Annotated in this window: 14 protein-coding genes; 7 read left to right on the top strand and 7 right to left on the bottom strand. The window is 70.5% G+C overall.

The genetic code is table 11. The features are described 5' to 3' along the window. The first annotated feature begins 20 nt into the window (after positions 1 to 20). The 3 genes from hisS to GF068_RS15490 are packed head-to-tail and all read left to right on the top strand — an operon-like array spanning position 21 to position 3885. Positions 21 to 1310, top strand: coding sequence for a histidine--tRNA ligase (hisS, locus tag GF068_RS15500; protein ID WP_153820163.1), 1290 nt, complete (start codon positions 21 to 23; stop codon positions 1308 to 1310). Beyond that, positions 1307 to 3004: a hypothetical protein gene (locus GF068_RS15495; protein WP_206079482.1), complete on the top strand. Its 1698-nt coding sequence runs from the start codon at positions 1307 to 1309 to the stop codon at positions 3002 to 3004. Before hisS ends, GF068_RS15495 begins: the two co-directional genes overlap by 4 nt. Before the next feature lie 53 nt (positions 3005 to 3057). Beyond that, positions 3058 to 3885, top strand: coding sequence for an SGNH/GDSL hydrolase family protein (locus GF068_RS15490; protein WP_153820162.1), 828 nt, complete (start codon positions 3058 to 3060; stop codon positions 3883 to 3885). A 22-nt stretch (positions 3886 to 3907) separates the two neighbouring features. On the opposite strand, the gene GF068_RS15485 is transcribed toward GF068_RS15490, so the two are convergent. After that, positions 3908 to 4777 carry a PAS domain-containing protein gene (locus GF068_RS15485; protein ID WP_338046405.1) on the bottom strand — a complete coding sequence of 290 codons (870 nt, stop codon included), beginning with the start codon at positions 4775 to 4777 and terminating at the stop codon, positions 3908 to 3910. Between the two features lie 134 nt (positions 4778 to 4911). After that, positions 4912 to 8883: a serine/threonine-protein kinase gene (locus GF068_RS15480; protein WP_170319500.1), complete on the bottom strand. Its 3972-nt coding sequence runs from the start codon at positions 8881 to 8883 to the stop codon at positions 4912 to 4914. Positions 8884 to 9079: 196 nt separating this feature from the next. Between GF068_RS15480 and GF068_RS15475 the strand changes: the two genes are divergently transcribed. Both GF068_RS15475 and GF068_RS15470 read left to right on the top strand, forming a co-directional pair. Beyond that, entirely contained in the window at positions 9080 to 10348 is a 1269-nt protein-coding gene (locus tag GF068_RS15475) for a tetratricopeptide repeat protein (protein ID WP_153820159.1), read from the top strand. 306 nt (positions 10349 to 10654) lie between these two features. After that, positions 10655 to 11368, top strand: coding sequence for a hypothetical protein (locus GF068_RS15470; protein ID WP_153820158.1), 714 nt, complete (start codon positions 10655 to 10657; stop codon positions 11366 to 11368). Positions 11369 to 11377: 9 nt separating this feature from the next. Here the strand turns inward: GF068_RS15470 and GF068_RS15465 are convergent, their stop codons facing one another. From GF068_RS15465 to GF068_RS15450, 4 genes are all read right to left on the bottom strand, one after another. Further along, positions 11378 to 13840 carry an ATP-binding protein gene (locus GF068_RS15465; RefSeq protein ID WP_153820157.1) on the bottom strand — a complete coding sequence of 821 codons (2463 nt, stop codon included), beginning with the start codon at positions 13838 to 13840 and terminating at the stop codon, positions 11378 to 11380. Then, positions 13837 to 16161 (bottom strand): tetratricopeptide repeat protein, encoded by a 2325-nt coding sequence (locus GF068_RS15460; RefSeq protein WP_170319499.1) that lies wholly within the window; start codon positions 16159 to 16161, stop codon positions 13837 to 13839. The genes GF068_RS15465 and GF068_RS15460 overlap by 4 nt, the downstream gene beginning before the upstream one ends. A gap of 2 nt (positions 16162 to 16163) precedes the next feature. After that, on the bottom strand, positions 16164 to 18560 hold the full coding sequence (gene lon / locus GF068_RS15455; protein ID WP_153820156.1) for an endopeptidase La: 2397 nt from the start codon (positions 18558 to 18560) through the stop codon (positions 16164 to 16166). Positions 18561 to 18627: 67 nt separating this feature from the next. Next, the gene (locus GF068_RS15450; RefSeq protein ID WP_153820155.1) at positions 18628 to 19392 is read right to left on the bottom strand and encodes a hypothetical protein; all 765 of its coding nucleotides are present in this window, start codon (positions 19390 to 19392) and stop codon (positions 18628 to 18630) included. 48 nt (positions 19393 to 19440) lie between these two features. On the opposite strand from GF068_RS15450, the gene hisB reads away from it, so the two are divergent. Continuing rightward, positions 19441 to 20028: an imidazoleglycerol-phosphate dehydratase HisB gene (gene hisB / locus GF068_RS15445; protein ID WP_153820154.1), complete on the top strand. Its 588-nt coding sequence runs from the start codon at positions 19441 to 19443 to the stop codon at positions 20026 to 20028. Positions 20029 to 20030: 2 nt separating this feature from the next. Continuing rightward, entirely contained in the window at positions 20031 to 20675 is a 645-nt protein-coding gene (hisH, locus tag GF068_RS15440; protein WP_153820153.1) for an imidazole glycerol phosphate synthase subunit HisH, read from the top strand. A 3-nt stretch (positions 20676 to 20678) separates the two neighbouring features. Here the strand turns inward: hisH and GF068_RS15435 are convergent, their stop codons facing one another. After that, entirely contained in the window at positions 20679 to 21104 is a 426-nt protein-coding gene (locus tag GF068_RS15435) for a nuclear transport factor 2 family protein (RefSeq protein WP_153820152.1), read from the bottom strand. Between the last annotated feature and the right edge of the window lie 50 nt (positions 21105 to 21154).

Here is a 21154-nt window from a genome sequence, read left to right as displayed (position 1 = left end):
GACCATAAGCCGCGGCGGACATGGAACTTCGCGCGGTCAAGGGGATGAACGACATCCTGCCGGACGAGGCGGCGCGCTGGCAGCGCCTCGAGCAGGCGTTCCGCGAGCACGTCGCTCGGTACGGATACGACGAGGTGCGCACGCCGATCCTCGAACACACCGCGCTCTTCTCGCGGCAGATCGGCGAGACGACCGACGTCGTGGAGAAGGAGATGTACTCGTTCGCGCGTCACGGCGACGAGCTCACGGTGCGTCCCGAAGGCACGGCAGGCGCCGCGCGCGCGTATGTCGAGCACAAAGTCCACACGAAGGAGCCCGTCTCGCGCTGGTGCTACCTCGGCCCGATGTTCCGCGGCGAACGGCCGGCGAAGGGCCGCTACCGGCAGTTCTACCAGGCAGGCTGCGAGCTCTTCGGCGACGCGGGGCCGGTCGCCGACGCCGAGATGATCGAGATGATCTACTCCCTGCTCACGGCGGGGCTCGGCATCGGCCACATCGAGATCCGGCTGAACTCGCTCGGCGCCTCGGGCACACGCGGGCGTTACCGCGACGCGCTCGTCGCGCACTTCACGCCGATCAAGGACAAGCTCTCCGAGGACTCGCAGCGCAGGCTCGAGAAGAACCCGCTCCGGATCCTCGACTCGAAGGACCCGCGTGATCGCGAGGCCTCGAAGGGCGCGCCCTCGATCCTCGAGCTGCTCGACGAGGCCGACGCCGCGCACTTCGCGGGCGTTCGTCGCCACCTCGACGCGCTCGACGTGCGGTACGTCGTCGATCCGACGCTCGTGCGCGGGCTCGACTACTACACGCGCACGCTCTTCGAGTTCGTCACGACGACCGGGGATCTCGGGGCGCAGAGCACGGTCGTCGGCGGCGGACGGTACGACAACATGGTCGAGGGGCTCGGCGGCCCGAGCGTGCCGGCGATCGGCTTCGCGATGGGCATCGAGCGTCTGCTCACGCTGATGCCTGGCGAGGCGTCGCGCGAGCGCCCTGCGATCTACGTCGCGCCGCTCTCGGACGCGTGCACGGGCCGGGCGCTCGTGCTCGGCCGTGACTTGCGGGCGCGTGGCGTGCGTGTCGAGGTCGACGGCCGCGGCGGACGCTTGAAGGCCATGCTCCGCCGCGCGGACGCGCTCGGCGCGAAGCTCTGCGTGATCCTCGGCGACGGCGAGCTCGAGCGTGGCGTCGTGTCGGTGAAGGCTCTCGCGGAACACAAGCAGGACGAGGTGCCGCTCGCGGACGCGGCGGACGTCCTCGTGGCGCGGGCGAGGGCCGAGGCAGGGCCTCCGCCGGGCGAGGCGCGGTGAGCGTCTTCCGAAGGCGCGGCGTGGCGCTGGCCTCCCTCGTGATCGCGGCGCTCGTCGTGGTCCCTGGGGCGACGCTCGCGCAGGTGGGCCCGGGTGGCCCGGGCATGGCGCCTCCGCCGCAGGGGCGCTCGAAGCCGCCGCCGCCGACGGAGCCGCAGACGCACGCCGCGTCCGGCGCGGAGGAGGCCTCGCCGCTCCAGACGCAGGAGCCCGCGCTGCCGCAGGAGCCGCTCCAGGTCCCGCCGGCCGTGGCGAAGCAGATCGGGACGAGCGTCGATCCGGAGGCCGTCGCGCCCATGGAGCCGGCGGATCGTCGTTTTTATGGGCTCTGGTATTCGGAGAAGAGCCCGAAATACGAGTTTCGTACGCTCTTTCCCCTCTGGGCCGAGTGGAAGAAGCCGCAGCAGAAGGACCGCGCGAGCCTCTTCGGCCTCTTTTATTACAACCGGCGCAGCCCGAAGGTCGACGCCGACGTCCTCTTCCCGCTCTTCTGGCGAATGCGTGACGGCCAGACCCGCACGACGGTCGTGGGCCCCTTCGTGCATCAGGAGCGCGAGGCGACGGCGAAGCGGCCGGCGGGCCACATGAACCTCCTGCCCCCGCTGTTCTTCGAGGGGAACACGGGGAAGAAGAGCTACCTGCACATCCCGCCGCTGCTCACCTTCACGCAGCACACGGATCACGACGGCCTAGACATCGTCGGCCCGATGTTCTGCAAATGGAAGGGCGGCCCGGCGTGTGACACGCGCACCGCGGACGACATCGACCTCGGCGTCGCGCCGCTCTATTTCTACGGCCGGAACGAGACGACCGAATACGAGGTCATCCCGCCGCTCCTGCATTATTATCGTTACAACGAGATCGGCGAGAGCTGGCTCAACGTCTGGGGCCCGTACGTCCGCAGCCACGACAGCGAGAGCGACAGCCGCCACATCGTGCCTTTCTACTGGCACAAGTGGGGCAAGAACAAGGAACACCTCACGGTCTTCCCGTTCTTTCATTACGGGTACGAGGGCAACGCCTCGCGGCTCGTGACGCCTCTCTTCTGGTGGGATCGGGGCGAGAAGGGCGAGAAGACGTTCGTGACCTGGGGGTACGCCCATTACCAGGGTCGCACCGAGCTCGAGATGATCACGCCCTTCTACTGGCATTACAGTGATCCGGACATCGGGCTCGATCGGAAGCTGCTCTTCCCGTTCTTCTACAAGGGCGAATCGCCGCGCGGCAAGGACCTCGCGGTCTTCCCGTTTTATGGCCGCTTCCAGCGACACGGCCTCAGCGACGAGACCTGGATCACGCCACTCTTCCGTTATCGCAAGGACACGACGGGCTGGGCGGCGAACCTCTTCCCCCTCTTCCACATGGGGCGCACGTACAACTCGTCGCACCTCGTGCTCGCGCCGTTCGTGTGGGATTTCGCCTCGCCGACCTCCCGCGCCACCGTCGTGCTCCCCGGCTTCTTCCGCTTCGCCGATCAGGACGGCGTCTCGCAGCTCGCGCTGAACACGTTTTATCGAGAGAAGAGGGTCGCGAACGGCTCGGAGTGGGAGTTCCACTTCTTCCCGTTCTTCTCGTACGGCCAATCGCCCACCGGCCACTGGTGGAACGTGCTCTACGGTTTGGCGGGGTATACACGCGACGGCACCAACTCCAAGATGCGCCTCGCGTACATCCCGATCACGCTCAGCAAATAGGCCGGCTGCGCGGGCCCCTTTCCGCGCGCCTTTCGGCGTGGTAGCCTCGGCTCGTGCTTGCTTTGGGTCGCATCCTGACGGCCGGGATCGCGCTCGCCGCGCTGCTCCTCTCGAGCGAGGAGGCGCACGCGGCGCCCTGCGGGCGGGTCCGATTCGTGACGGTCTACGATTCGCACGGCCTCACGGCGTTCGGCGAGCGGATCGACGGCTGGATCCTCGCGCAAAAGGACGCCGAGCTCGAGAGCTACACGCTCGGCGGCGCGTCGACGGAGTGGCTCGTCGCCGCGAAGGTGTCGCTCCGCGGCTACCATTACCATAGCTGCGACAAGACCCCGATCCTCCCGCGGATCCGGGTCCCGGAGCGCAAGCAACGCGCCCCTTCGGTCGACGAATTGCTCGCCCCGCCCGGCACGTACGAAAAACAGGTCGTCCTCGTCGGGCTCGGCAGCAACATGCCCGGCGAGCCCGCATTGCAGGTCAAGAACGTCGAGCAGACCATCCGGCGCATTCGCTCCCGGCCGGACACGGTCTGCGTCTGGATCGGCCCGCCCTCGATGCGAAAATGGTCGTCCGGCTTCGGCGACAAGGTCTACGCCATGCTGCGCGCCGGCATCAAGGCCGTCGAGGACGACCCGACCTGGCCCGCAGGCTCACCCGCCTGCCACCTCATCGACAGCCGCAAGCTCTCGGCCTACCCCGACGGCGGCGACGGCTGGCATTACGGTTTTTTCCCGGCCGGCATCGAGGCCGCCACGAAATGGGCCGACGGCGTCACGGGCGAGCTCGAGAAGCTCCTCCGCGCCGCGCGACCCGCGCCCACGAAGGTCGCGAAGAACGACGCAAATACGCGAAAGCCGCCGTTCCTCATGCCGAACCCCTGAGGAGGGTGTTCCCCGGGCCGCCTCAAGCGTTCCCGCGTGTTGGTCCCGGGCGCCGCTTGCGCATCTTCATGGCGAACGAGAGCCCGTCCGCGAGGGTCGCGCGGGTGGCGACGCGCCCGATATCCACCTGGAACTCCACCAGCGTCCGCGCGATGGCCGGGCTCAGGCCCACGAGCACACATTCACAGCCGAGCAGCTCGGCCGCTCGCACCGCCTGCACGAGGTGCGCCGACACCGTCGCGTCGATGCTCGGCACGCCCGTCACGTCGAGGATCACGATCTCGGCGCCACGATCGTGGATCGCGCGGAGCAAGACCTCGAGCGCGCGCTCGGCGCGCCGATCGCTGAGCTCGCCGACCAGCGGCAAGAGCAGCACGCCTCGCCCGACCTGCAGCACCGGCATGGACATCCGATCGAGCATCGCCGTCTGCGCCTCGATCACCGCGCGTTGCTCGCGGTTCTCCGCCTCGATCCGCTCGGCGCGCTGCAGCCGCGCCTTCATCGTCGTGATGTCGGTGATGATCCCGCAGAGCCCCACCACATCGCCGTGCGCGTTCCGCATCGGGAACTTCCGCGTCCAGATGGTGCGCGTCACGCCGTCCGAGCCCGTCGCGACCTCCTCATTTTCGTTCGGCGATCCGCTCCGGAACACCACGTCGTCGTGGCGCCAGAAGACCTCGGCTTGCTCCTTCGGCCAGAAGTCCGGATCACTCGCGCCGATCACGGCCTCGTAGGGCTGCCCGATCAGCCTGCAAAACCCCTGGTTGCAGGCGATCCAGCGGTGCGCGGTGTCCTTGACGAAGATCGGATCGGCGATGGCGTCGAGGACGAGCTGCAGGAGGAGGAACGTCTTCCAGTCGGTCCGTTCGATGCTGGGAAGAAGGAACGCCACGCGAGGACCTCCTGCCATGCCCGTACCGGGACGAACGCCGGGCGGAGTTCGCCCGGCCAAACATCCGTTTTATCCGACCTCGTACGAGCTCCGCAAGACGCGCCCGCCGCGCGCAAACGTGGTCACTCGAGTGATCAGCCCGTGATCCCCCAGGCCTTCGCGAGCTCGCGTGTCTCCACGTGCTCGGGGATCACGACGAACGTGCGCCGCGCCTCGGCGTCCGCGATCGTCGTCGTGCGCCGCTCGATCTCCTGCACGGCCTCTTCGAGCACGGCGCGCGCCTCCTCCACCTGGCCCGACGCGTCGAGCGCGCGCGCCAGGATCAGCCGCACGAGCCCCTCGCCTTCCTCGAGCGCGCCGACCTCCGTCAGCAGCTTGCGCGACGCGCGCGCGTTCGCGAGCGCCTCCTCCACGTGGCCCACGGCGAGCAGCACCCGCGCGAGCGTCGCCTGCCCGTGGCAGAGGTACGGCGGCGCGACCGAGAGCCGATCCACCGCGCGCCTCGCCTCCGCCTCCGCCTCCGCGACATCACCCATCATCAGGTGGATCGTCGCGAGCTCGTCGCGGCCCACGCCTTCGAGGCGCCGATCGCCGTGCGCCGCGAACTCTGCGACGGCCTGCTCCACGAGCGTCTTCGCCTCCTCGAGCCGGCCCATCCGCGCGAGCGCGTAGCCGAGGTCGCGTTGCGCCGACGAGACGATGTGCTTCGCGCCCATGCGCTCCGCGTCGACGATCGCCGGCACGAGCGCCTTCTCCGCGCCGCCCCAGTCGCCGACCTCGAGGCACGACGCGCCGTAGTTCGCGCGCTGCAGGCACGCGTTGCGCACGTCGCCCGCCTTCTCGAAGCCCTCGGCCGAGAGCGCGAAGTAACGCGCCGACGCGCCCGTCTCGCCCACGAACGGCGCACGGAACGCCCGCGCGCGCTCGATCCAGCCGATCGACAGCGGCTTGTCGGAGCCGCCGCCGAGGCGCTCGAGCTCCTTGTAGAGCGCCTCCGCGAGCTCGTTCTTGCCGAGCAGGAGCGCCGCCGTCGAGGTGCGCGAGAGCGCCGCGATGTGCCCGTCGCTCGCGGGCGCCTCCTGCATACACGCCACCGTGAGAAGCGCGTCGCCGAGGACCTCCACGCGCTCGACGCTGCCGAGCTTGCCGAACACGCTCGCCATCTCGCCGACCGCGAAGAGCCACGGATCGCTGCCCGCGGGCAGGATCTGGATCGCCTCGAGGCCACGCTCCTCGGCCTCCTGGAACTTGCCTTGCCAGCGGTAGGCCTCGGCCTGGCGCAGCCGCAGGCGGCCGAGCTCCTCGCCGTGCGCGCCGCACTGGATGGCGCGCTCGCTCCGCTCGATCACCGCCTCGAAGTCGCTGCCGCCGAGCGCCGTCTCCGCGGCGCGCCCGTACCACGAGGCCGCGCGTAGCAGATCGCCGCCGAGCTCGTGGTGCTGCGCGAGCACCATCGCCTCGGTCTCGCCGGTCGACTCGAGCCACGCCGCCGCGAGGCGATGGCCGAGCATGCGGTCGGCGTCCGTCAGCGTCGCGTACGCCGCCTCGCGGACGAGCGCGTTGCGGAAGGCGTGGTCCTCTTGCTCGAGGAAGCGGCGCGAGGTCCGGCGCACGACGAGCTCGCGCTCGACGAGGCTCGCGAGCGCCTCGCGCACCGAGCCCTCTTTTTTCTCGCCGCCGACCAGCGCGGCCACGCCCGCGGGCCAGAAGAGATCACCAAACACGCTCGCGGCGCGCAGGATGCGGCGCTCGACGGACTCGATGTCCTCGAGGCGCGCCTGCACCATCGCGAGCACCGTGCCCGGCAGCGCGTCGCCGCGGCCCGAGGCCACCGCGCGCACGATCTCCTCGAGGTAAAACGGGTTACCCGCGGCGCGCTCGATGATACGCGCCATGAGCTCCGACGAGACGGTGTTGCCGAGCCAGACCTTGCAGAGCTGCTCGCTCGCCCGCCGCCCGAGCTCGCCGAGCCGCACCTCCTGCATGCCCCGCTCCTCCCAGAGGCGCGGGAAGACGCGCGAGATCTCGGGGCGCGCGAGCGCGAGCACGCTGAGCGGCTTCTCCCGCGCGTGGCGCAGCGCCGCGTCGATGAGCCGCACCGTCGGCAGATCGCCGAAATGCAGATCGTCGAGCATGAGCAGCACGGGCTTCTTGGTGCACTCGGCGAAGAGCCAGTCCTCGAACGCGCGGCGCATCTGATCACCCATCAGCATCGCGTCCGCGCGGGCCGCGGCGAGCAGGTGGCTGCGCTCCGCCGGCAGACGCAGGCCGAGGATCTCGCCGAGGAACACGGTCACGCGCACGACGTCCTCGGGCGGCGCGCACGAGGAGACACGCGCGAGCAACCGCTCCTCTTGCACGGCCGCGAGCGCGCCGACCTCGATGTTCGCGGCGGTGCGGATGATCTGCGCGAGCATGCCGAACGTCGAGCCCGCGGACATGGGATCACCACGCGCGACCCACACCTCGAGGTCGTGCCCCGCCGCGTCGAGCCTGCGCAGCACCTCGGTCGCGACGCGCGACTTGCCGACGCCCGCGGGCCCCGTCACCAGCGCGACACGCGCGATCGGCTCCGCGATGCTCTCCTCCATGATCGCGACGAGCGTGCCGATCTCGCGCTCGCGCCCCACGCACGGGCTCGGCTTGCCGAGCAGCGTGCGCGCCGCGTCGGCGCGATCCCGCACGGCCTCGAGCACCCGCGTCTGCCCCTCCTCGCGCACGTCGAAGCGCGCGTCGAGCAGGCCCGCCGTCACCTCGTCGACGAACACGCGCCCCTCCATGCGCGCGCCCTCGCGGCGCGCCCCCGAGAGCGTGCGCGCGGCCGACTCCGCGGCCTCGCCGATCGGGAGCTGCTGGGCCACGAGCCCGCGCCCCGTCGCCACGGCGATCGGCACGCTCGGCAGGAGCTCACGGAGCGCGATCGCGGCCCGCGCCGCGCGCGCGGCCAGATCGATCGCGGCCGCCGCGCCCGAGAACACCGCGAGCAGCGAGCCGTCGACGAGCCGCTCGAGCTTGCCGCCGTACGCCGCCGCGACGCCGTTCAGATCGTCGAGCGTGCCCGCGGTGGCGCTCACCGCGTCGCCGGGCAGGCTCGGCAGGCTCCTGCGCATGATGGCCTCGGCCATCATGCCCGGCGTCAGCGTCACGTCCGTCGCGGTGGAGTCTCCGTCGGCGATCGTCTTCGAGTACGTGCTCGTCGCGAGCACGACGCAGAGGAGCTGCTGCTCGCGCACGGTGATCGCGGGCCTGCTCATCACGGAGGAGTGCACGAGCTCGCTCGACGGCGGGCCTCCGGGAAGCGGATCGAGCGCGTCGATCGCGGCGACGACCATGGCGCCGTCGCGCATCCGCCCTGCGGGATCCTTGCAGAGCATCGACGTGACGAGCATGTCGAGCGCGGCCGGCGTCTCGCTGCGGATCGTGCGCACGCGCGGCGGCTCCTCGAACAGGATGCGCGAGAGCGTCGCCATGAGCTGCTCCGAGGCGAACGCGGGCCGCCCGGTCAAGCACTCGAAGAGCATCGCGCCGAGCGAGAACACGTCGGCGCGCGCGTCGACGTCCTTGCGCCCCTGCGCCTGCTCGGGGGCCATGTACCCGGGCGTGCCGAGCAGCGTGCCCGTGCGTGTCGCGAGCGTCCTTCCGTAACCGAGGCGCGCGATGCCGAAGTCGAGCAGCTTCGCCTCGTCCACGTCGCCGCGCGGCAGGAACACGTTGCTCGGCTTGACGTCGCGGTGGACGATCCCGCGCGCGTGTGCTGCGCCGAGCGCGTCTGCGACGCGCCTCGCGAGCCGGACGGCCTCGTCGAGGGGCAAGCGTCCGCGCGCGAGCCTGTCGGAGAGGTCCTCGCCTTCGAGCCACTCCATGACGAGGAAGAGCTCTCCTTCGGGCAAGGAGCCGTGGGAGACGTACCGGACGATGCCCGGATGCCTCAGCTCGGCGAGCAAGACGGCCTCGGCGGAGAAGCGCTCCATCTCGCGCACGTTCCGTCCGCCGAGGACCTTGACCGCGACCACGGCGCCCGTCTCGAGGTCCCGCGCGCGGTAGATCGTGGCCATCCCGCCCGAAATCGTGTGGTCTTCGAGCTCGAAGCGCGCGGCGACTCGCATCCCTGGCTTCAACATCGCGGAGGAATTCTATCCGGGCCGATGCGCAATCATCCAAGTCATTTCGGGGCCCTGGGCGCGTCCGAGGATCGTTCTGGGCGGCTCGTGGTCAGAACCGACACCATGGCGAAAGCTCCGGCGGAGCACGGCTCCCCCCCTTGCTCGCGCACCTTGTGCGGGGCCATGATGCGCGCGTCGCATGGGCCATTCCCTCCTCGGTGACGCGGATTTCGAGTTCCGCAGCTTCGCAACCTTTCCGCTCCTGGAGCACGTCCTCGGGGTCGGGCGGATGTTCTGCGCGCCGCGCTTCGAGCTCGTGGACGCCGAGGGAGCGCCGCTCGAGGACGACGACGCGTTCTTCTCGTCGCTCGGCGAGGCGGCGCCGCGGCTCTTTTTGCCGTACGGCGAGGACCTCGTCACGTTGCCCTCGACGGCGGACCTCGACCTCGTGCTCGGCCACCTCCTGTCCACGCTTCGGCGCGCGGACGGGCACATCCGATCGCTGCTGGAGAAGGGCCACGAGGGCGCGCGCGTGCGCTGGTCGCTTCCCTTCGTGTGGGAGCTACGCAAGGACGAGTGGGACGCGCTTCTCGCGGCGATCCACGCGGCGCTGCCGGAGCAGGAGCCGCTCTCGCTGGCGTCGTTGCGTGAGCTCGGCACGGAGGATCTGCTCGCGCGTCTCTTCGACCTCGACCCGGACACGCCGCTCGGCCGTTACCTCTCGGTCCCGTCCGACGCGCACGCCTTTGGCCTCGTCGCTCTGGCCTTCGCGGTCGCGCACGACATGCCCGTGTTCACGGTCGAGGACGAGCCGGTGTTTTACGAGTTCGACGAGGGAGCCTCGGGGCCACGTTTCATGGACCGGCTCGAATCGACGGTGCTCGCGGAGCCGGAGGCGACGCGGATCGAGCAGATGGTCGTGCACACGGACTCGGCGCTGCAAGCGCTGGAGGAGGAGCGGATCGCGGACGCGCTCGAGGACACGCGACAAGCGCGCGCGTGGACGTGGGGCGTGCGCGACGCGGGGGCGATCGCGGCGGCGTACCGAGCGAGCGCGACGGCGTGGCTGGAAGCGGGCGAATTCGATCGAGCGATCACGGACGCGTCGTGGGCGATTTACCTGGAGCCGGAGGCGGACGCATTCGATACGCGTGGAATCGCGCGGCACCTCGTGGGCGACGTGGAGGGGGCGATCGCCGATTACACGAGCTCGCTGGAGCTGTCGCCCGAGGTGGCGCGTGTGCTGTCGAATCGGGCGGAGGCGCATTTCGATCAGGGGGACGACGCAGCGTGTATCGCGGACGCGGAGCGGGCGATTGCGGCCGATCCGGAGGACGCGACGGCATTCGTGTGGCGGGGGCGGGCTTTGTTGCGGATGGGGCGGGTGGACGAGGCGCGGGCGGACGCGGAGCGGGCGGCGGGGTTGGGGGATGAGGCGCTTTGGGAGGAGATGGGCGGCGGGGGCTGAGGCGCCCTGCAATCACCCCACCTCGCCCGCCCCTACCGTCGACCGCCTCCCCACCCTGCCCCAACTCGCCCGCTCATGCCGTCGACCGCCCCGCCACCCTACCCCGACTCGCCCGCCCCTACCGTCGACCGCCCCATCCCCCTGCCCCGACTCGCTCACTTGTGCGAGCGACCGCACACCTGAGCGACCCCGACTCGCCTGCCCGTGCCGTCGACCGCACCCCCGAGCCACCCCGACTCGCCTGAGCACGCCGTCGACGCCATCTTTTGCTGTCCGTCCCACACATTCTCCGTACACTCCGCCCCCATGTTGACCCTCACCTCCGTCAAGCTCGTCCTCCGGGACCTGCTCGACAAGCGCCGGCCCGACCTCCTCCTGTCCAAGGCCGGCGCGTATTACGAAACCGACCTCGAAGAGCAGCTCGCCGCCATCGAGGCCCTCCCGCCCGCCCTCACCGGCGCGCCCCTCGCCGCGACGCTCGATACCCTCAACGACACGCACGATGGATTCGGCGCCGCCATTTATCTCACGACCGAGGTCTATCTGCGATTGCCCAGCGCGATCCCCTCGACCGTCGAGGCCGCGCAGCGGATCCGCGCCGCGTTCATCCCTCAAATGGTCGAGCTCAGCGCGTCCTACGCCGTCCAGGCCGACCGCGCCATCGAGCGGAAACCCCTGCTCGTCTCCATGAAAAAGGACCTCGAGCACTTCCCCCTCGCCAATGGCGGCACGCTGCTCGACGCCGCAAAAGGTTTCCTCGATGCCGGCGAGCAAATCCATTACGCCCTCAGCGACCGCGCCGACGTGCCCAAAGCCGCCCGGAAGCAGGCCGCTCAGCTCCGATCGAGCGCCGTCGGCGTGCTCGGGCGACTGCGCGACGATCTGGTCCGCGAAATCAAGAAAAACCCGGCGCTGCCCAGGGACCTCGAGGCCAAGGTGTTCGGTTACCTCGACACCCTCGAGGCAATGCAAAAGGACGGCAAGACCTCCCCCCCGCCCGGCAGCCCCACCGGCGGCTGACCGCCCCCCTCACCGCCCCGGATTCGCCGCCCGCCCGAGCCTCGTCACGACCTTCTGGATCACCGAGAGCGCGTCCTCCGCCGAGAACGGCTTCTCGAGCACCGGACGCCCCGACTCCGCCAGGAACCGCTCCACGTCGGCGCCGAAACCCACGCCCGTCATGAACACGAAGCGCTTCGCCACGTCGGGTCTGTCGGCCGCGACCTTCTCGTAAAACGCCTCGCCGCTCATGCCAGGCATCCGCAGGTCACAGAGGATCACGTCGAACCGCTGCGACCCGAGCGCCGAGAGCGCCCCTTGCGCCCCACTCGCGAGCGTGACCTCGTGCACCCGGCCGATCTCCTCGGCGAGCGCACGCGCGAGCGGCGCCTCGTCCTCCACGACGAGCACACGCACGCCGCTGCGGATCGAGCGCGGCGGGGTCGAGGGCATCGGCGGGATCGACGAGTCACCACGGCCCGCGGCAGGCAAGACGATCACGAAGCGCGCTCCGCCGTGCGGCAGCTCCTCGCCCTCGATCGGGCTCTCGACGTAGATGCGCCCGCCGCTGCGCTCGATGATCTCACGGCTGATCGAGAGCCCGAGCCCCGTGCCCGCGCCAGGCTCCTTCGTCGTGAAGAAGGGATCCCAGATGCGATCACGGATCTCCTGCGCGATGCCGAGGCCCGTGTCGCGCACCTCGATCTCCACGGTGCGCGGATCTTCGCTGCGCGTCGTGACCGTGACCGCCGGCTCACCAGGCGCGTTGCGCGGGATCGCCTGCGCCGCGTTGACGAGCAGGTTCACGAGCACCTGCCCGAGGCGGCCCTCGTCGATGAGGACCGGCGGCACGTCGCCGAGGTCGCGGACGATGCGCGCGCGCTCGATGATCTGACCCCGCGTGAGCGAGAGCGCGCTCTCGACGGTGCGGTTCACGTCGACCGCGATGCGACGCGGGCCACCAGGAGCACGGGCGAACATACGAAGGTCGCGGACGATGTCGACGATACGCCGCGTGGAGTCGCGCAGCTCGCCGAGCATGCTGCGCACCTGCTCGGAGACGGTGGGGCCGAGGTCCACGCCGGGGCCGTCGAGCATGCGGGCCATCATGTCGAGGCCGAGCAGGATGAACGCGGCGGGGTTGTTGATCTCGTGCGCGACGCCGGCCGCGAGGGTGCCCAGCGTGGAGAGGCGATCGGCCTGGATGAGGCGCGTGCGCGCGGCGTGCTCGACGCTCACGTCCATGAAGAGGCCCTCGATCGCGACGACCTCGCCTCCCTTGCCGACGAGCGGGTAGATCGTGCCACGCGCGGTGATCGCGTGCGCGCCGCGACGCGCGAGGCGGGCCTCGTACGGCGAGGAGCGCATGCCCGCGCGAGCTCGCAGGACGGCCTCCTCGTACGCGGCGGTGCCCTCGGGATCGACGTGCAAGCCGCACAAGAAGCCCGGCGTGACCAGCGCCTCGTCGAGCGGGACCCCGAGCAGGCGCTCGGCGCAGTGGTTCAGGTAGACGAGCTCGAGGGACCGCGGATCGAGGCGGAAAATGACGAGCGGCGCGTTGTCGAGCAGGGTGCGGTGTTGCTCTTCGAGCTCGCGGATCCGCGCGAGGTGCGCGACGACCTCACGCTCGTTCGCCTCCCACGCCGAGAGGTCCCGCAAGAGCGCGTGACAAGCGACGAGCGGATCGTCCTCCACGGCCGTGACCGTCGCAGCCACGGGCAAGCGGCGCGCCTCGCCGTCGGGCAAACGCGCGACGAGCACGAGGCGCGCGTCGGGCTGCGGCAAACCCACGGCCGGATCGGGCTCGGGATCGAGGAGCGTGCCGATCCGCCGGCCGATGAGCTCCTCGCGCGAGAGGCCCGTGAGCGTGAGCGCGGCGCGGTTCGCGTCGGTCACGCGGCCGCTCCGATCCCAGGCGAGCATCGCGTCACACGAGGTGTCGAGGATCATCGCGAGCCTGCGCTCACGCGCCGACCGGAGCGAGCGCTCGACGCCGACGCCGATGATGTCCGCGATCTCCTCGAGCAGATCGATCGGCGCGCGCCCCGCCTCGCCGGGCTGCGGGAAGGACATGACGAGCGCGGCGAACACACGCGCGTCGCCGGACGAGCGCACGGGCACGCCGACGTAGGAGCGGTAGCCGGCCTCGAACCCCGCGCGATCCATGGCGTTGCCGAGGCTCGCGTCGTCACAGACGAAGGGGCGGACCTCGACGTACACGCGCTGGCAGAAGGCAGGATCCGAGGGGATGCGGCCGCCGAAGCGGATGTCGCGGGGGAGCTTGGGGTTGTCCGTGTCGGTGTAGAAGCGCTGATGGGCGTCGTCGTCCGGGAGGAGCACGACGAGGGAGGCGAACGGGATGTGCGCCGCGAGCGCGCGCCGGAGCTCCTCGAACGCCACAGGCGCGAGCAGGCTCGGGTGCCGCGCGGCGACACGCAACACGGCGTTGAGGACGACGAGCTTGTCCGGATCCGGCACCGATCCTCCCCTCATGGAAGCGCGTCCCCCGTCGGCGTGGCCCCGGGGACGGCCGGCGCAGGTGCGCCCGTGCAACGAGCATACAGGCTCGCGGCCGCCTCGCGACGCGCGCGTGGCACGTCCGCGCGCGTGACGTAGGCGGTCGCCATCCGCTTGGCGGTCTCGGGGTCTTCGAGCGCGCACGCCGCGACGAGGCGCAGGCGCTCGGCCTCGGCCGCGACACGTGGGATCCCGAGGCGGCGCGCGAGCGAGCGATCCAGCCGCCGGGCGGCCTCGGCGAAATCGCCGCTGCCCATGTATTGACGGGCGAGGAGGTAGTCGGGCAGGCCGTCGTCCGGCGCGCTCGTGGCCCACGCGCCGAGCTCCTCGGCGGCGCGCACCTTGTCGGGCCCGCGGCCCTTCGTGCCCACGAGCAGGGCGACGATCGCGTCCTTGCCGCGCGTGTCCTCCGCGGCGCCGAGCTTCACGTCGAGGGTGCGGAGCTGATCCTCTTCGACGGTGCGAGACATGACCTCGCGATAATGCACGATCGCGCGCTCGTGATCGCCCTCCGCGAGCGCGAGGTCGCCGAGCTCCTCGAGGGCGCGGTCGCGCACGTGGCGCGGGAAACGCGGCTCGTCGGCGATCGCCTGGAGCTCGGCCTTGCCCGCGTCGGGCTTGCCCATCCGAACGAGCGCGCGCGCGATGGCGACGCGCGCGCCGCTCTCGCCCGGGTCGAGCGTGAGGGCCTCGCGCAGCGCCTCGATCACGCCCTCGTCGTCGCCGCGGGCCCGCTGCTCCTCGGCGCGCTTGCGGCAGGCGTCGACGACGTGCGGGCACCTGCGGCCGAAGATGCCGGGCCGCTCGAAGCGCGCGCGCGCCTGGGCCGCCGCGGCCTCGGGCAGCACGACACGATCGAGGTCCTCGTGGAAGGCACGCTCGAGCTCGTCCCAGCTCGCGCCCGTGATCGCGGAGAGCTCCCCGCCGCCGTACCAGGCGCGCACCGCGGCCGCGCCGTAACGTTCCTTGACGAACCCCACGAACGCGCCGCTCGCCGTGTACGCGACGCTGGAGTTTTCCCCGAGGAACCCGAGCGCGAAGAGGCGCGAGAGCCGGGGCAGCTTGCCGAGGTCCTTCATGGCCTTGGCCCACTCGCGGGCCGAGAGCGCGCCCTCGTGCGGCGAGGTCGCGACGGCGATGCCCTCGATGAGGCCGGGGTTCGGCAAGAGCCCGCCGAAGCTGCCAGCGATGCGGAAAGGCCCACGACCGAAGGAGCCGGCCATCACGTGCGCGATCTCGTGGCCGAGCACGGGGTGCGGGTAGCCGTTCTGCTGGACGTAGACCTCGTTGCGCCAGGGTTTGGCGATGTAGGTGTCGGCCGCGCCCATGAGCGCGCCCTTCTGCGCGGGATCGGCGAAGAGGTAGGCCGTGATCTTCGGCGGGCCTTTCGTCTCGAGCCACGCCTCCTGCGCGAGGACGTGCGCCGAGCAATCCTCCGCGAAGCGGAGCGCGTCCTCGCGAGGCATGCCGCGCGGGTAGACGACGTCGCAACGCTCGCTCTCGACCCTGCCGCCGAGCGTCGCGGCGATGGTCGCGGGCGTGTGCCAGTGGCCGAGGTGGTGGCCGAAGAAGGTCGCCCCGAGGCTCGCCGCGGCCGCGAGCGCGCCGAGCACGACCGCGCTCGGGCGGCGGATCACGCGGAGCGAGAGCTTGCCTTCGTCGGTGCGCGCGAGGTGCGACGCGAGCACGGCGCCCGCGAGCAAGGTCGCAGCCGATCCCACGCGGTAGGCGTGGAGGCCCGAGGCGTCGATGACCGTGTCGTAGAGGCTGCCGCTGAAGTAACCGACGAACGGGTCGTACGCGAAGACCATCGGGCTCGTGTAGAAGCGGACGAGCGACACGACGACGGAGCCGAGCGGCGCCGCGAGCGCGACGAGGACGGCCACGAGCCGGCGGCGCGCCACGCGCCCCGCGATCTCGCCCGCCACGGCGCCCCAGGCGCCCGCGAGCAGCGCGCCGGCCCCGGGGCCGAGCGCGAACAGGACCGAGCCCGCGAGCGGGTCACAGAAGCCCGCCCGCAGGCCGTGGAGCATCGTGACGAGCCACGCGACGGCCGCGAGTTTCGCCCCGCGCGCGAGGCCCTCGGCGAACGCGTCGAAGGGCGCGGGGCGCGACTTGCTGGTCTCGAGCGCCGTCGTGATCGCCGCGGCGCTCGGCACGACGAGGCCCGCGGCGAGCGCGCTCTCGTAGCCGGGCCCGTCGAAGAGCGGCAAGAAGCCGATCGCGCCCACGAGCAGCACGACCGCCCCGATTCCGATCGAGGACGGCCGCGCGCTCGCCAGTTGACGGAGGTTCACGCTCACGCCAGGGGCGGCGGCGTGCTCACGGACGTCTGCCTCGGGGGCTCGAGCACGAGCGGGAGGATCTCATCCATCGCGTGGACGAGCGTCACCTTGACCTCGTCGAGGATGTCTTGCGGCACGTCCTCGAGGTCCTTGCGGTTCTTCGCGGGGATGATGACGTGCTTGATGCCCGCGCGGTGCGCGGCGAGCAGCTTCTCCTTCACGCCGCCGACGCTCATGATGCGGCCGCGCAGCGAGATCTCGCCCGTCATCGCGACGTCCGAGCGCACCGGGCAGCCGAGCAGGAGCGAGCAGACCGCGGTGAACATCGTCACGCCCGCGCTGGGCCCGTCCTTGGGCGTGCCGTGCTTGGGGATGTGCACGTGCAGGTCGATGTTCTTCAACCACTCGGGATCGAGGTGCAGATCGCCGGCCTTGCTGCGGACGAAGGAGACGGCCGTGGTGGCGGACTCCTGCATCACGTTCTTCATGTTGCCCGTCAGCACGACGTTGCCCTTGCCGGGCATCTTCGTGGCCTCGATGAAGAGGATCTCGCCGCCCGTGGGCGTCCACGCGAGGCCCGTCGCCACGCCGGGTTCGAGGTGGTGCTCGGCGATCTCCGGCCGGTGCTTGTGCGGGCCGAGGACCTTCTCGACGTGCTCGGGCGTGACGACCTCGATCACGGCGTTGCCCTCGGCGAGCTTGACCGCCGTGGCCCGACAGACCGCGGCGATCTCGCGCTCGAGCCCGCGCACGCCGGCCTCCCGCGTGTAGTGGTCGACGAGCGTGGCGATGCCGGGCTCGGTGAACTCGAGCCGCTCGTCCGTGAGGCCGTGCGCCGAGAGCTGCTTGGGCACGAGGAACTCACGCGCGATGCCGAGTTTGTCCGTGCGCGTGTAGCCCGGGACCTCGATGACCTCCATGCGGTCGAAGAGCGCAGGCGGGATCGTGTCGCGGTTGTTCGCGGTGGCCAGGAACATCACCTGCGAGAGGTCGAACGGCAGGTCGAGGTAGTGATCCTGGAACGTCGAGTTCTGCTCGGGATCCAGCACCTCGAGCAGCGCCGCCGCCGGATCGCCGCGCAGATCGACGCCCATCTTGTCGACCTCGTCGAGGACGAGGACCGGGTTCTTCGTACCGGCCTTCTTCAAGGCTTGCAGGATGCGGCCCGGCAAGGCGCCGACGTAGGTGCGGCGGTGGCCGCGGATCTCGGCCTCGTCGCGCACGCCGCCGAGGGCGATGCGCTCGTACTGGCGGCCCATCGCGCGGGCGATCGAGCGGCCGAGCGAGGTCTTGCCGACGCCGGGCGGCCCGATGAAGAGCAGGATCGGGCCCTTCTTGTCGGCGCGGAGCTGCCGGATCGCGGCGTACTCGACGATGCGCTTCTTCACCTTCTCGAGGCCCATGTGGTCCTCGTCGAGGCAACGACGCACCTCCTGCACGCTGATGCGATCGACCGTCGTCTTCGACCACGGCAGATCGGCGATCCACTCGACGTAGGTCCGCGTGACGTTGTACTCGGCCGACTGCTGCGCCATCGAGCGCATGCGGCCGAGCTGCTTCTTCACGACCTTCTCGACCTCGGCCGGGACCTTCGCGCGGCGCACGCGCTCGCGAAGCTCCTCGATCTCGTCGTCCTCGCCCGCCTCGCCGAGCTCCTCGCGGATGCTCTTCATCTGCTGGCGCAGGATGTACTCGCGCTGGCTCTTGCCCATCTCCTCCTGGACCATGGAGGAGATCTCCTTCTTCACGCGCAGGACCTCGAGCTGGCGGCCGACCATGGCGAGCACGAGCCGGACGCGCGCCTTCACGTCGAAGGCCTCGAGGATCTCCTGCTTGTCGGCGACGGACGCCTGCGCCTGCGGGAAGTTCGAGGCGATGAGGTCGGCGAGCGCGCCGGGCTCGCGGACGTTGTCGAGGATGCCCGCCGTGTCGCGCGGCAAGTTCGGCATGAGCTGCAGGACCTCGCGCGTGGCCTCGCGCAGGCCCGTGCCGAGCGCGTCGAGCTCGACGTCGCGGACGAGCGACTCGGGGATACGCTCGATCTTCGCGCGCATGTACGGCTCGAGCGCGACGATGTTCTTCACGCGGAACCGGCCGAGCCCGTTCAGGACGACGGAGTAGTTGCTCGGCCCGAGGCGGATCACCTTCACGACCCGCGCGATCGTCCCGATCGTGTAGAGCTCCTTGAAGGTCGGCTCGTCGATCTCGGGCGAACGCTGGCTGATCACGCCGACGAGGGCCCGCTCGCGTCCGAGGAGGTCCTCCACGAGCCGGACGCTGCGAGGACGCCCGACGTTGATGGGGACCACCGACATCGGGAACAAAACGGAGTTCCGCAGCGGGAGGATCGGGACGCTATCCTCGCCCGAGGAAGAGGGCGGTCGTGAAGGGGGCGCGCCGTTCGAGGCCATTATGCGCGACACCCTAGTACATTTTTTGCGGACCTGCTCGTGAGGCGCAGGCTCGACGCAGCGCCGGTCAGAAGTCGCGAATTTTCCAGAGCCCGTGCTCGCGCACCAGCGCGACCGTACCGCCGGCGCCGTAGGACATCGACGCGCTGTCGCCGGTCTCTTCGATGACCGCGGTCGGCAGCGCCGTGCGAATGGCCTGGACGATGCGGTTGATCTGGTCCTTCTGCGGGCCCTCCCAGGCCGCGCGGAGCTTGTCCGCCGTGAGCTCGGTGCCGTTCGTCTTGGTCGCAGGCGCGTCGGTCTTTCCTGCGGGCGGAGCGCCGTCGGGCGGGGCGGCGGGCGCGGGCTCTTCGCCGAGGGTGATGCCCTCTTTTTCGGCGTCGGGGACGTAGCGGAGGATGACGTCGTAACGCTTGCGCTCGAAGGCTCGCAAGAAGCCAGCGAGCGCCTGGCGCGGCGTGGCCTGGCTGTAGAGGTCGATCGCAGCGGCGTCGATGCGCCACTTGGCGTCCTCGTAGACGAGGAGCAGCTCGTCGCCGTTCGGCAAGCTCACGGTGGCCGTGACGAGCGGATCACTCGACGGGCGCGAGACCGCGCGGGCGATCTCGAGGACCTCGTCGGGGCTCTCCTTCACGGCGCGGCGGAACGCCTCGAGCGACATCGAGCGCTTGGCGTCGTCGGAGAGCAAGCGGTAGGCGTCGTCGACGCGGCCCTCTTCGAGCGCGCGGGCGTAGGCGCGGAGCGTGTCGCTGGGCCCTTGCTGGACGAGGGTGCTCGGGCTGCAGGCGGCGCCGAGGAGCGCGAAGGCGACGAGCGCGGCGGAGAGCTTCACGAGGCGGGCATAACACATCTACGGGCGAAAGGAGCTAGGATGCCCGCCATGCCGCGAGTTGCTCGGGTCGAACGAGTCACCCACGAGACCCGCATCGCCGTCGAGATCGATCTGGACGGGACGGGAAAAAGCCGCATCTCGACGCCGCTCCCGTTCCTCTCGCACATGCTCGATCAGATCGCCAGGCACGGCCTGTTCGATCTGACCGTCGAGGCGCAAGGCGACGTGGAGATCGACGGGCACCACACGACCGAGGATCTCGGGATCGTGCTCGGCTCGGCCGTCGCGCAGGCGCTCGGGGACAAGGCCGGGATCACGCGTTACGGCGAGGCGACGTTGCCCATGGACGAGGCGCTCGTGACGTGCGCGCTCGATCTCTCGGGTCGCCCGTATTTCGTGTTTCGCGTGCCCTTGCCCAAGGCCAAGGTCGGGACGTTCGACGTGGAGCTCGTGCCGGTGTTTTTCGAGGCCGTCGCCCGCTCGACGCCGTGCAACCTGCACCTGCGGATGCACGAGGGCGAGAACCTGCACCACATCATCGAGATCAGCTTCAAGGCCTTCGCCAAGGCGCTGATGCGGGCGACGCGGATCGATCCACGCGTGACGGGCGTGCCGTCGACCAAGGGGAGCCTCTAGCCATGACGCGGGTCGTGGTCGTGGATCTCGGGATGGGCAACCTGCGCAGCGTGGAGCGCGCGATCACGCAGGCCGCCGCGGATCGAGGCGCGTCGTGCGAGGTCGTCCGGAGCGGGCGCGTCTCGGACGTGCTCGGCGCGGACAAGATCGTGATGCCGGGGCAAGGCGCGTTCCGCGATTGCGCGGCGGCGCTCGCGGGCGAGCTCGGGGAGGCGCTGCGGGAGGTCGTTCGCCAGGGCAAACCCTATCTCGGCATTTGCCTGGGGCTGCAGGCGTTGTTCGAGCGGAGCGAGGAGGCGCCGGGGGCCGCGGGGCTCGGCATCTTCCGCGGCGAGGTGCGACGGCTCGATCCCGGATCCGGCGCGGAGGCGGTAAAGATCCCGCACATCGGGTGGAATCGGCTCGAATGGAAGCGCGAGGCGGCAGGGGCGCTCGGCGCCTGGGGAAGGGAGGCGCCGCACGTGTACTTCGTGCACAGCTATCACGCGGTGCCGGAGGATCCGTCGATCGTGGTGGCGACGGTGACGCACGGGCCGAACGTGATCACGGCGGCGGTCGCGCGGGAGAACGTGACGGCGGTGCAGTTTCACCCGGAGAAGAGCCAGGCCGCGGGCCTCATGCTGCTCGGGGCGTTCGTCGCGGGGTGACGCTCAGCCGAACAACATCCCCGTGATCCGCGGATAGAGCCTGCGGATGCCGGGGACGCTGCCGGCCATGGACGAGAGCACGTCCCAGTGGTCGCGGTGATACACGACGAGGCCACTCTCCGTGCGGAACTCGCTCACGCCCGGGGCCGTGATCGTGAGGCCGAGCCGGGTCTCGATCGTCGCGGTCCACGAGAGCATGAAATGGGGCTCTTGCCCGACGAGCGCGAGGTCGTCGAAGCGCATCTCTTTCAGGCGCCTGAAGAGGTTCTCGTTGATGCGGAGGAATCGATCCTTGCCCGTGACGTCGTTGAACGGGTCGACGAAGCGGACGTCGGGCGCGTAGATCGCGTCGAGATCCGGCAGGACCTTCTCGCGGCGAATGTGGTAGGTCGCGAAGAGGGTGAGGAGACGCTCGGGCAGCGTGGGCATGCTGCCCGATATAGCACTTACGACGCAGGCGGGGGTTTGGGGGCAGAGCT

The organism is Polyangium spumosum, from assembly GCF_009649845.1.
GTDB lineage: Bacteria > Myxococcota_A > Polyangia > Polyangiales > Polyangiaceae > Polyangium > Polyangium spumosum.
Note: the sequence above shows the minus strand (reverse complement) of the source record. Positions and strands in the feature narration are given on the sequence as shown.

What these genes read in the sequence shown, in the direction of transcription:
- hisH (WP_153820153.1), top strand. Translation starts at nt 20,031, where the DNA reads ATGACGCGGGTCGTGGTCGTGGATCTCGGGATGGGCAACCTGCGCAGC.
- GF068_RS15465 (WP_153820157.1), bottom strand. Translation starts at nt 13,840, where the DNA reads ATGAGGGGAGGATCGGTGCCGGATCCGGACAAGCTCGTCGTCCTCAAC.
- hisB (WP_153820154.1), top strand. Translation starts at nt 19,441, where the DNA reads ATGCCGCGAGTTGCTCGGGTCGAACGAGTCACCCACGAGACCCGCATC.
- GF068_RS15475 (WP_153820159.1), top strand. Translation starts at nt 9,080, where the DNA reads ATGGGCCATTCCCTCCTCGGTGACGCGGATTTCGAGTTCCGCAGCTTC.
- hisS (WP_153820163.1), top strand. Translation starts at nt 21, where the DNA reads ATGGAACTTCGCGCGGTCAAGGGGATGAACGACATCCTGCCGGACGAG.
- GF068_RS15435 (WP_153820152.1), bottom strand. Translation starts at nt 21,104, where the DNA reads ATGCCCACGCTGCCCGAGCGTCTCCTCACCCTCTTCGCGACCTACCAC.
- GF068_RS15470 (WP_153820158.1), top strand. Translation starts at nt 10,655, where the DNA reads ATGTTGACCCTCACCTCCGTCAAGCTCGTCCTCCGGGACCTGCTCGAC.
- lon (WP_153820156.1), bottom strand. Translation starts at nt 18,560, where the DNA reads ATGGCCTCGAACGGCGCGCCCCCTTCACGACCGCCCTCTTCCTCGGGC.
- GF068_RS15480 (WP_170319500.1), bottom strand. Translation starts at nt 8,883, where the DNA reads ATGCGAGTCGCCGCGCGCTTCGAGCTCGAAGACCACACGATTTCGGGC.